The following is an 11234-nucleotide window of genomic DNA, read 5'->3' as shown; positions in this document are numbered from 1 at the left end:
AGGTTGCTACCAGAGGTTGGGAGAAGTAAGACATGTTAGGATACGACGATAAACGTAATTTTTTCAGGATGATGGTTAACTCGCCTTGCCAGGTACAGATTAACGACGAAGAATCCAGCCGTACTCATCAGGCAGTATGTAAAGATATCAGTGCCACAGGCATGTCTCTGGAAGTTGAAGAGCCATCCATTGAAGTGGGTACGCAGGTTAACGTTTCTATCGACTCCAACAGCTCCCAGATCCCTTCCTTGTCGGCCATTGCAACTGTGGTTCGCTGTGTGCCTGAGACAGACGCCAGCTGTATTATTGGTGTAGAAATTTCAGAAATGAAGTAACTAACCAATGAAGTAACTGATTAAAGATCAGTTACTTCACACACCAGACCCTTCAGGTAATAACCTTCCGGATACGTGCCAATGACAGGGTGGTCTTTAGCCTGAGTCAGGCGTTCAACAATCTTAATTGTCTTGCCGGCATCCAGCGCGGCATCGGCCACAATCTTCTGAAATAAATCTGCCGGCATCAGCCCTGAGCAACTGAACGTCAGCAGTAAACCGCCTGATTTCACCGCATGCATACCGTACATATTAATGTCTTTATAGCCACGTGATGCGCGGCCCAGCGACGCTTTGCTGTCGACAAATTTGGGTGGGTCGAGGATCACCATATCAAACTGGCGCTGCTCTTCGTGATACTTACGCAGAACCTGAAACACATCGCCGTTCACCATGTCACAACGGGCACTGTCGAGCTCATTGATTTCAAGATGCTTTGCCGCAAGCTCAAGTGCCGGATCAGACACATCCACATTGGTGACATGTTTTGCGCCGCCTTGCAGCGCATAGCATGAAAACGTGCCGGTATAGCTGAAACAGTTCAGCACATCTTTATCTTTTGCATAGCGGCCGGCAGCGGCACGGGCATCACGCTGATCAAGGTAAAAGCCGGTTTTATGGCCGTTGCGAATATCTACCTGAATCTGAATACCATTCTCCAGAATGGTAACCACCGGATCTGGGTCGCCATGAAGCGTCTGCACCAGTGGCTCCAGTCCTTCTTTTGCACGCACATCCACATCGCTGCGTTCAAAAATATCTTTACCCGGCAGTACTTTCTTCAATGCCCATACAATCTTGTCACGTTGCTTGTCAGCACCGGCACTCAACAGTTGCACAACAATCACCGTGTTGTATACGTCTATAGTCACGCCGGGCAATCCGTCAGACTCTGATGCGATGAGGCGATAGCTGTTAGTGTTGTCGTTTATCACCAGGTTTTCACGGAGGGTGAGGGCAGTAGAAAGGCGACGAACAAAAAAGCCATTGTCTACCGGTTCATCTTTGTTAAAGGTCCACATGCGAACCCGTAACTGGGATTCAGGAGACCAGGCACCGCGACCCAGCCAGTCGCCTTCTGCACTTATTACATCAACAGTGTCTCCGCTGCGGCAACGTCCGTTAACCGTGGCAACGGCACTGGCAAAAACCCAGGGATGACGACGGCGCAGTGATTTATCACGTTGAGGTTGTAAGACGACGGTGGCAGACATTGTTATGATAACCCTTAGATGAAAGTGGCGCGCAGTATAGCTTTTCTCATTATCCGGCGCGACTTTTGAACCGAATATTTGTGACGACCATAGGTATCTTTGAATTCAGATCGTCAAACGAGGGAGTACAGCGATGCGATATATCGATTTTGACAAGGGCGCGGGGCCTGAATCTTTGAAGATCAGTGAAACGGATACGCCTGTTATCGCCAGTGGCCAGGTGCTCGTTAAAGTGCATGCATTCGGAGTAAACCGCGCCGACACCTTGCAGCGTCAGGGAAAATATCCGCCACCGCCGGGTGAAAGCGACATTCTCGGACTGGAAGTTTCCGGGATAGTGACTGAGGTTGCCGATGATGTCACTCAATGGAACACGGGTGACAAGGTGTGCGGTTTGGTAGCGGGTGGCGGTTACGCTGAATATGTAGCAGTAAATGCACGTCATCTGATGCCGGTGCCACAGAGCATGTCGTTGACACACGCGGCAGGGCTCACGGAGGTGTTTCTTACCGCCTGGCAGGCGCTGTTCACCATCGGTAACCTGCAACCTCAGGATAACGCCCTTATTCATGCCGGTGCCAGCGGTGTTGGCTTAGCTGCGCTGCAACTGTGCAAACTGAAGGGCATTGCCACAGCCACCACCGCGTCTTCTGAAGATAAATTAGCCCAGTGTCGTGATATGGGCGCGAACCTGACCATCAATTATAAAGAACAGGATTTTGCTGCTGTTTTGAAAGACACCTGGCCCGAAGGCGTAAACTTTGTGCTCGACTTTGTGGCAGGGGATTACCTGAACCGTAACCTTAAAGTACTCGCGCAAGACGGGCACATCGTTTATTTAGCCATGCTGGCAGGGCGTTTCGCAGACAAGTTAGACATGGCATTGATGTTGGGCAAACGCGCCCGCATTCAGGGGTCAACGCTCAGAAACCGCAGCGACGCTTACAAGGCTGATTTGATCCGTGATTTCTGCGAACACGGCTTGCCGGGCTTCGACGACGGCACGCTCACAGTGAACGTAGATACCGTGTTGCCAGTTGAAGATGTCGCCACTGCCCATGCCCGCCTTGAAGCCAATGACAGTCGCGGCAAAATCATTGTTGAGTGGTGATGAAGGCGAGGTTCACCTGACAGGTGTCTTTTAGTCAATTGCCGATGGCAGACACCCCGGCAAAATTGTATGACCCGTTTCGCATTGTCGAGTGTTAGTCCGGCTTCATCACTGCGCGCGACAAAGGACTGATAAAAATTCACAGTTCGCCATGCTATTTAACCTTCCCGGCTCAGTTAAAACAATCCTGGTTTTACGATGACAAATGAGATCTTTCTGATATCAGGAAAGAAGATGGAACAAGATCGAAAAGGAACTTGGTAAGCTTCGTAGAGAATATGAACTGCGATTTTTCACAAAAGAAGCAACGTCTTTATGAATGAAAATTAATAGTGTAAGATGGATAAAATATTCATCTTATTTATGTTTAAGTGCAAAGGTAATGATTAAAAAAATATTTGGATCATTAAAAGGGCGTTTGTTTTCACTTATTTTTTTGGCAATTTTACCTTGCTACGGCTTGATCCTTGTTCATTTTAACACTGCGATAAATAATGAAATTGAAAAATTGCGTGGCAGGGCAGAATTCGTTACTGAGCAATCGGTGCGGAATCAGCAGAACATTGTAAACGGTACCAATATCTATTTGCGGCGGTTAGCTGAATCAGAAGCCGTAAAAGATGTTTTCTCAAACCGCTGTATTGAGTTTGTAAAAGAACAAAACCGGTTGAATATGCACGTTACGAATATAGTGGCTTTTTCTATAGACGGTCATTTAGCATGTGCGGCATCTGATAGCGAGTTTGTCTCAGGGTTGGCTCAACAGCCTTTTTTTTCAAAAGCTATAAATACTAAGACCTATGTAACCAGTGAAATACAAGTTGACTCATCTACGGGCGAATTTGTTATGGCGTTTGCTTACCCAATTGTTAGTGAAAGTAACACAAATGAGGTGACTGGTATTGCGGTTGTTGTTGCATCAGTGGAATGGTGGGGACATTTTGTCAGGTCAATGGTGTTACCAAAAAATAGCGTCGCATATATTTTGGATCGTCATTCTAAAGTGGTATTCAGTTTAAATGATGATCTTAGCTTTGAAGGGTATTCACAGATTAAAAATGGTGAAACGCGAATAGGGCCAAATGGAGTTCGTCGAATATTTTTCAGCCATCATTTAAGTGTTGAAGATCAAGATATATCGTTAACATTTGTGACGGGGATTAGTATTGATAGAGGTTTTAACTCAATACTTCGCTCATTTTATTATGAGCTATTGTTGTTTACTGCGTTTGTGGCATTTGTACTTATTATTTTGTGGCTTTTTTTCAGAAGTAATATTCAACGTCCACTAGACAACCTTTCAAGCTTCGCTGATGCTCTGGGTGAAGGTAAAGAGATCCAAAGTGACGAAGGTATTGGGATAGAGGAAATGGATTCCCTTCGACAGTCGTTGTTCAACATGGCTGACAAAAAGCATTCTGCCGAACAAAGGTTACGTAATCAGGCATCGCGGGATTCTCTAACTGGCTTGGCAAACCGATCGGCATTCAATGCGTTTGCGCAGCGGATTGTTGAAAAAGGCTATGCATCATATTCACCTAAATTTTCCGTAATTTATATCGACTTAGATAATTTCAAAGAAATTAATGACACCCGGGGGCATGAGGTCGGCGATAGAGTTTTGCATATATTGGCGGATAGGTTAAGCAAGCAGCTACCTGCGAACTGGTTTATTGCTCGACAAGGAGGTGATGAATTCACAATTATTGTTGACCAATATCAAAAAAGCGAACGTGTTGTTACTGATTGTCAATCATTGCTTAAACTGATTAGTGAGCCCATTCAAGTCTCGCATTTTTCGATGTCGATAATGGCTAGTATTGGATTAGCATTTTATCCGGAAGATGCTGATTCTGTTTCCGATATTATGTCTGCGGCAGACCAGGCAATGTATGCAGCTAAATGTCAAGGTAAGAACAGGGTTTGCCGATTTGATCTCGAATTAAAAAACGCTTTGCTACGGCGTACTTCGCTAACTGAAGCTTTGGGGCTGGCAATTGAAAGAGATGAACTCACTCTGCACTTTCAACCTATTGTTAATAAGCAAAATCGTGTTGTGAAGTTTGAAGCATTATTGAGATGGACGCAGCATAATGGCGTTAAGGTATCTCCGGCGGAATTTATTCCGTTGGCTGAGCATTCAGGTTTGATTTTTGATATTGGGTATTGGGTTATTGAACAAGCATTGGCTGCACTTCCGAGCCTTCAACTGCGGTTTGGGAATGATATACAGGTGAGTGTCAATGTATCGCCGTTACAGTTATCAGGTCATCGGGGAGCATCTAATGATTTGTTGCAGCAACTTTTAGAAAATCACCGCCGGGATCAAAGTGCTAGACATGGAATAGTTATTGAAATTACTGAAAACCTGTTAATGTCTTCTGAGGATGCCACAAAAGAAGCGTTGCGCAAAATTCAGGAACATGGCATAGATATCGCTTTAGACGATTTCGGAACCGGCTATTCCTCTATGTCGTACATTCTGGATCATCGCATCGATTTACTAAAAATAGACAGGAGCTTTGTGCAACACATTACATCAAATAAGTCGTCGTATTTAATGTGTGAAGCAATGATACAGCTCAGCCAAAATTTGGGAATAAAGGTTGTCGCAGAAGGCGTAGAATCTAAAGCACAGGCCGATCTACTGTTTGAAATGGGATGCGATTTTCTTCAAGGTTTTTACGTTTCAAAACCACAACCTTTAGGCGTGGTTTTGAATGATTATGAACTTGTATAAATTTCGGACGTTATTTTTGAATAAAATTCACAGACCTTTATTTTTCCTTATTCAGGAGCGCTTATACGTGCCTGTTTGTTATAATTTTATACACTACTCTGCCAGGCAGTGACTGGTAAAGTGTTCAAAAAGCCGTAACGTATAGAAACGCTTACACAAAAAATAAAAACTTATTAATAAGCGCTCCCCCGCCAATCAGGAAGATAAATAACACCAGCCCCAGTATTAGTGGTTTCATGCCGGCCTGCCGCACTACTTTGAGATGGGTCTTTAATCCTAATGCCACCATCGCCATTGTCAGTAATACATTATCCAGTTCTAATAGTGGCGCAATTACGTTTGTGTCCGGCTTGCCCAGAGAATTCAGGGCAATGACCAGTAAAAAAACAATGGCAAACCAGGGCATCTGGGCCAGTGGAAAATTGTGTCTGCCTGCTGACAAGTTCTGTTTAGAGTCGTTAGTTGCCTGCGCGCGTTGTGCAGGCAGCACTGCCAGTACAATAAGAAAAGGCGCCAGCAACATCACCCGGATCATTTTTTCCAGCACCGCTACCTGTGCTGCGTCGGGGCTGACCGCACTGGCGGCGGCAACCACTTGCGCGACCTCATGAATGGTAGAGCCGGCATATATACCAAAAGCATGGTCAGATAACCCCAGATACGCACCGATAAACGGGTAAATGAACATACTGGTGGTACCAAAGATAACTACAGTGGCCACGGCAATAATAACGTTATCAGCTTTTGCCTTAATCACAGGGGCTGTCGCCAGTATGGCTGCAGCACCACAAATAGCCGAACCTGCACCTATCAGCAGGCTGGTGTGACTGTCCAGTTTAAGTAGTCCCCGACCAGTAATGTAGGCCACCGTGAATACACCCGACATAATAACCAGGTCGATCAATAAGCCAATCCACCCTAAATCAATAACCTCGCTGAACGTAAAGTGAAATCCAAATAGCACAATACCGGTTTTAAGAATCCGGCTTTTGGCAAACTCTACTCCGGTATCAATGTGCTTTAACAGGCCCGGCGTAATCAGGTTGCCCGCCAGCATACCTATCACTATGCCCAGCGTGAGCGGGCTGATACCGGCCTGGGAAAACCACTCCAGCCGGGCCAGGCCTGTCGCGCCAACAGCGATGAGCAACACAATGATCAGGCCGCCCGCAAGATGACGAGAATTGTCCGTGTTCGGATTGTCTGGGTGTATTGGTGATGGCATGGCGCTTTCCTGCAATAGCTGAAGTTGCATTTAATCTACGCCCGGCATTACTATTACTCAAATACACTATTTTCATTTTTGAGTAACTTTAGGTTATACAATGAATTTGCATGGTTTGCGGGTATTTTATACAGTGGCTACTCAGCGTAGCTTTTCACTGGCAGCAGAGGCGCTTTTTATTAGTCAGCCGGCAGTGTCAAAAGCGATCAGAGAGCTTGAGCACATTGCAGGCCTGCCATTGCTTGAACGCGCCAGTAAAGGCAAAACGATTCGCCTGACCGAAGCAGGCCTTGCCTTGCTGGAACACGCTACGGGAATTTTTGCGATTGAAGCAGCCGCCGAGCAGGACTTAAAAGCCCGCGCCGGACTCACCCGCGGACAGCTCAATATCGGTGCCAGTACAACCGTGGCCAGTTACTGGTTAACCGACTTTCTGGCCCGGTTTCACCGTGACCATCCTGATATCGATATATCATTGAACGTGGCTAACTCTTCGCACATTGAACAGGCGCTTCTGCAAAATGATATTGAACTGGGTTATGTGGAAGGTGAAATTGTTCATCCACTTATTCATTGTGAACATTGGAAAAGCGAGCCGTTAAGTCTGTTCTGCGTTAGCACCGGCGCATCCCCCGAGAAAAAGATACCGGCACTTGAGCAGGCGACCTGGCTAGTCAGGGAACCCGGTTCAGGGACGCGTAGTGTGAATGAACAGTATTTTCTCGCACATCAGATTGCGCCGTTTCAGACCATAACGCTGGGCAGTAACGAAGCCATTATTCATGCTGTTGCCGCTGGGATGGGTATCGCGCTGCTGCCCGATGTGGTGGCTGCGCCATTGCTGGCGCTCAACAGCGTTCAGCGCTTACCTGTTAAGTCGCTGCATCAGCCGGAGCCGCGTTCTCTGTTTTGCATGACCCATAACACCCGTCCCCGCTCACCCGCTGCCATCGCTTTTTTAAGTCTGAGTCGGGCGTAAGTAATGCAGCATAAGGACTCGATTGGGTTGAACACTGCTTTAAATAAAACCCTATATTGCTTTACGGCAAACATCTGTAAGTAGCAGCCCCAATACCGCGGCTACCACCAGTGACTAAAACGATTTTTGAATCATCCATGAATTTACCCTGCGTTACTCAAAATACGTACCTGAGGTGTTGCGTTCAAAAGGATAATCATCTCTGTATCCGCCAGTTTTTCTTTGCACCGGTGAATTAACCGGAAAAGCCGGTATCGTCCTGCGTAGGACTGCCGGCAGCTTCACGGGCTAAATCATCAACCCGCTCATTTTCCGGATGGCCGGAGTGGCCCTTAACCCAGTGCCAGTCCACATCGTGCTTCTTCACTGCTTCGTCCAGACGCTTCCACAAATCTGCATTTTTTACCGGCTTTTTATCGGCAGTACGCCAGCCGTTTTTGCGCCAGTTCTTGATCCACTGGTTTATGCCGTTTTTAACGTACTGACTGTCGGTGGTAATGTCTACAATGCAGGCTTCTGTCAGACATTCCAGTGCAGCAGCGGGGGCCATCAGTTCCATGCGGTTATTGGTGGTTTGATTAAAACCCTCACTGATTTCTTTTTTGTGTTTTCCGAATATCAACAGTGCGCCATATCCGCCTGGTCCGGGGTTGCCTAAACAGGAACCATCGGTATATATCGCGATTTTTTTCTTTGCCATGAAGGGCCTTTTTTACGTCAGAAATGTGTTTCCGGGATAATGTCCTGGTATACTAAAGAACTGAAACCGCCTGTGCCAGCGAAAATCTGAAATTCACGGGGCACCCGGCAACTATAAGATAAAACAAGGTGTTGCAGACATGCGTCAAATCGTGCTCGATACAGAAACCACGGGTATCGAACCTAAAGAAGGTCACCGTATCATTGAAATTGGCTGTGTTGAGGTTGTTAACCGCAAACTCACCGGCAATCATTTTCATGTGTACATTAACCCTCAGCGAATTGTTGAACAGGAAGCGATTGAAGTTCACGGGATTACCAATGAATTTCTGGCAGACAAGCCTTTGTTTGCAGACGTGGCGCAGGACTTTATCGACTTTATCACCGGTGCTCAGCTGGTAATTCATAACGCGGCCTTCGACGTCGGCTTTATGGATCACGAATTCGGTATGAATGCTCCCACTGCCGGGGTCAAAACTCACGATATCTGCTCTGTGCTCGACAGCTTATCTCTTGCCAGAAAGATGCACCCGGGGCAGAAAAATAACCTCGATGCATTGTGCCGGCGCTATGGTATAGACAACAGCCACCGTGAACTTCACGGCGCTTTGCTGGATGCCGAAATTCTTGCTGATGTTTATCTGCTGATGACCGGTGGCCAGACAAAATTGAATCTGGCCGGCCAGAACAGCGAAGGGAGCGGCGATACTCAGGGGATCCGGCGTATTCAGCGAAACGGAAATAAATTAAAGGTTATCCGCGCCTCCGCCGATGAATTAGAACAACATGAAGCACGACTGGATATTGTGCAAAAGAGCGGTGGAAAGTGTTTGTGGCGAGCAACTCCCGAAAGTTAATTCCTTTTTTAACTTCTATCTGGCTATTCTTTATTGCCGGCAGTTTTTCGCTGTCAGCACAGCAGGCCGGTGATGAACCGGCCGTCGACACCAGTGCGTTAACCGCACTGGGTGACGATTATCAAAATTCTATTCTTTTGCTTCGTAACCGCTTCCGCATCGATCATGAAGTGGATGAAATGACCATGGTTTTCTTCCGTGAATTTGGCTCTGCACCCGTGGTTTTGGTGCGTCCCGACGGCTCTAAGATATTTTCCTCTCAGGCTGAAAAAAATAATGTGGAATGGTATGACGATGATACCTTCGACATGATTAAGATAAAAAATCCGGTGCCGGGACCTTGGCAGGCTGTAGGGCAGGTGTTACCGGAAAGCCGGGTGATGGTACTTTCAGGCATTGAGCTTCATGCCGATCCTCTGCCGGCAGTTATATTCTCCGGTGAAGTGCTCAAACAAACCGCCTATCTGACTAATGGTGGCAAGCCCATTGATTATTCGGCTTTCCGTGAAGTGGTTGACTTGTCCATCGAACTCAAAAGTACCAATAATCCGAATTTTGATAACTTTGGCGCGAAAGACGAACTTATCGCCACCTTTGAAGATAATGGCAGGGGCATGGACGAAGCGCCGGAAGATGGCGTATTCACCGGTCAGTTTAATCTGGCAATCCCTTCCGGTGAGTGGCGTCCTGTTTTCACCGTGGACACTCCCATGTTTTCCCGTGAACAAATTGATCCGGTTATCATGTTACACCCGAACCCCGTGGTATTGAGTGAAACACTGGATGACGGACAACAGGGTTACCACGATTTACATATTGATGTGGTGCGTGACCAGATTGATATTGAATCATTATTGATAGACGGAAAGGTCAGGTTTCCCAATGGCGATATTCAGAACTTTTCCATTACTGAACCTTCATCTGAAGCCCGCTTACACCGGATCCTCGCCTATGAAGACGGCTTGTTCAGAGTAAAGATCACTGCCTACGCGAGCACCATCGATGGCAGGGACGTGATCCTCGATGTGCCGGAATATACCTTTTTAGGCGAAACCGGTGGCGAAGAGAGTGACGAAGCGCCTGTGACAGGTGGAGCAGGGGATCTTGAAGCCGCATTGTTAAAAGACACGCAATCCATGCCGTCTGTACAACTGCCACCGGAAGAGCCCGGAATGGATGACGGCACAATGATCATGCTTATTGCAGTGGTAAACGGCTCGATAATACTGATTGGTGTGCTCATTGTAGGCTTTATTGTATGGAAGCGGAAAAAGGCTGCAAAACCTGCGGTTGCTCCGGCAGCGCCTCAGGCTACTACAGGCGCAGAAGATAAAGAGAAAAAGCCGGGTATGCTGGCTGGTTTACTGTCGAAATTTAAAAAGAAGAAGCCTGACAGCGAAGAAAAGTAGTCGGGCAGTGTGGTTTTCACCAGGTGACTTAAATGGCAGAAACACGGTTTGCAGGCCCTGCCAGCATGCTATACGGTGGTTATTACATCATTATGGCGAATAATCAGGCAAACGATGCATGTTGGCACATTTTATCTAAAAAAACCGTTGACTCGACCATAGGGAATACGTATTATCTGCGCCGCAGTCAGGGCAGAGACTTCAATAAAGAATCTGCAAGCTGCTGAAAAAATTGAAAAAAGTGGAGCGGTAGTTCAGTTGGTTAGAATACCGGCCTGTCACGCCGGGGGTCGCGGGTTCGAGTCCCGTCCGCTCCGCCACTTTCAATAGCAAAACTAATATGGTTCTTCGGAGCGGTAGTTCAGTTGGTTAGAATACCGGCCTGTCACGCCGGGGGTCGCGGGTTCGAGTCCCGTCCGCTCCGCCATTTAGTTTCGCGCCTTCTCTTGTGTGGAGCGGTAGTTCAGTTGGTTAGAATACCGGCCTGTCACGCCGGGGGTCGCGGGTTCGAGTCCCGTCCGCTCCGCCATTCAAGAGACACAATATCCCAGTGGAGCGGTAGTTCAGTTGGTTAGAATACCGGCCTGTCACGCCGGGGGTCGCGGGTTCGAGTCCCGTCCGCTCCGCCACTTTCCTCTAAAGTTATCTGTTTTTCAACGCTTTCT

10 protein-coding genes and 4 tRNA genes are annotated in these 11234 nt (G+C 47.2%); 11 read left to right on the top strand and 3 right to left on the bottom strand.

Going from position 1 to position 11234, the window contains the following annotated elements; all coding sequences use genetic code 11:
* Positions 1-32: 32 nt before the first annotated feature.
* Positions 33-335 carry a PilZ domain-containing protein gene (locus ACXAGC_RS10500; RefSeq protein WP_119501548.1) on the top strand — a complete coding sequence of 101 codons (303 nt, stop codon included), beginning with the start codon at positions 33-35 and terminating at the stop codon, positions 333-335.
* A gap of 20 nt (positions 336-355) precedes the next feature.
* Here the strand turns inward: ACXAGC_RS10500 and ACXAGC_RS10495 are convergent, their stop codons facing one another.
* On the bottom strand, positions 356-1549 hold the full coding sequence (locus tag ACXAGC_RS10495) for a class I SAM-dependent rRNA methyltransferase (protein ID WP_474844342.1): 1194 nt from the start codon (positions 1547-1549) through the stop codon (positions 356-358).
* 133 nt (positions 1550-1682) lie between these two features.
* On the opposite strand from ACXAGC_RS10495, the gene ACXAGC_RS10490 reads away from it, so the two are divergent.
* The gene (locus tag ACXAGC_RS10490) at positions 1683-2660 is read left to right on the top strand and encodes an NAD(P)H-quinone oxidoreductase (RefSeq protein WP_474844341.1); all 978 of its coding nucleotides are present in this window, start codon (positions 1683-1685) and stop codon (positions 2658-2660) included.
* A gap of 319 nt (positions 2661-2979) precedes the next feature.
* On the top strand, positions 2980-5400 hold the full coding sequence (locus ACXAGC_RS10485) for a bifunctional diguanylate cyclase/phosphodiesterase (protein ID WP_474844340.1): 2421 nt from the start codon (positions 2980-2982) through the stop codon (positions 5398-5400).
* A gap of 151 nt (positions 5401-5551) precedes the next feature.
* Here ACXAGC_RS10485 and ACXAGC_RS10480 read toward each other — a convergent pair whose 3' ends face one another.
* On the bottom strand, positions 5552-6625 hold the full coding sequence (locus ACXAGC_RS10480) for a YeiH family protein (RefSeq protein WP_474844339.1): 1074 nt from the start codon (positions 6623-6625) through the stop codon (positions 5552-5554).
* A 100-nt stretch (positions 6626-6725) separates the two neighbouring features.
* Here ACXAGC_RS10480 and ACXAGC_RS10475 point away from each other — a divergent pair, with 100 nt between their 5' ends.
* Positions 6726-7604: a LysR family transcriptional regulator gene (locus ACXAGC_RS10475; RefSeq protein ID WP_474844338.1), complete on the top strand. Its 879-nt coding sequence runs from the start codon at positions 6726-6728 to the stop codon at positions 7602-7604.
* Between the two features lie 235 nt (positions 7605-7839).
* On the opposite strand, the gene rnhA is transcribed toward ACXAGC_RS10475, so the two are convergent.
* On the bottom strand, positions 7840-8304 hold the full coding sequence (gene rnhA / locus ACXAGC_RS10470) for a ribonuclease HI (protein WP_474844337.1): 465 nt from the start codon (positions 8302-8304) through the stop codon (positions 7840-7842).
* Between the two features lie 139 nt (positions 8305-8443).
* Here rnhA and dnaQ point away from each other — a divergent pair, with 139 nt between their 5' ends.
* The 7 genes from dnaQ (at position 8444) to ACXAGC_RS10435 (ending at position 11198) form a co-directional block, all read left to right on the top strand.
* Entirely contained in the window at positions 8444-9160 is a 717-nt protein-coding gene (gene dnaQ / locus ACXAGC_RS10465; protein WP_474844336.1) for a DNA polymerase III subunit epsilon, read from the top strand.
* Positions 9136-10569 carry a TIGR03503 family protein gene (locus ACXAGC_RS10460; protein WP_474844335.1) on the top strand — a complete coding sequence of 478 codons (1434 nt, stop codon included), beginning with the start codon at positions 9136-9138 and terminating at the stop codon, positions 10567-10569. Before dnaQ ends, ACXAGC_RS10460 begins: the two co-directional genes overlap by 25 nt.
* Positions 10570-10601: 32 nt before the next feature.
* Positions 10602-10796 carry a hypothetical protein gene (locus tag ACXAGC_RS10455; protein ID WP_474844334.1) on the top strand — a complete coding sequence of 65 codons (195 nt, stop codon included), beginning with the start codon at positions 10602-10604 and terminating at the stop codon, positions 10794-10796.
* Between the two features lie 16 nt (positions 10797-10812).
* Positions 10813-10889, top strand: a tRNA-Asp gene (locus ACXAGC_RS10450).
* A gap of 30 nt (positions 10890-10919) precedes the next feature.
* Positions 10920-10996: transfer RNA gene (locus ACXAGC_RS10445), tRNA-Asp, on the top strand.
* A gap of 25 nt (positions 10997-11021) precedes the next feature.
* Positions 11022-11098, top strand: a tRNA-Asp gene (locus ACXAGC_RS10440).
* Positions 11099-11121: 23 nt separating this feature from the next.
* A tRNA-Asp gene (locus ACXAGC_RS10435) sits at positions 11122-11198 on the top strand.
* The last annotated feature ends 36 nt before the right edge of the window (positions 11199-11234 follow it).

It is taken from the genome of Alteromonas sp. AWJ4_197, from assembly GCF_056160285.1.
This window is presented reverse-complemented; position numbering and strand designations above follow the sequence as displayed.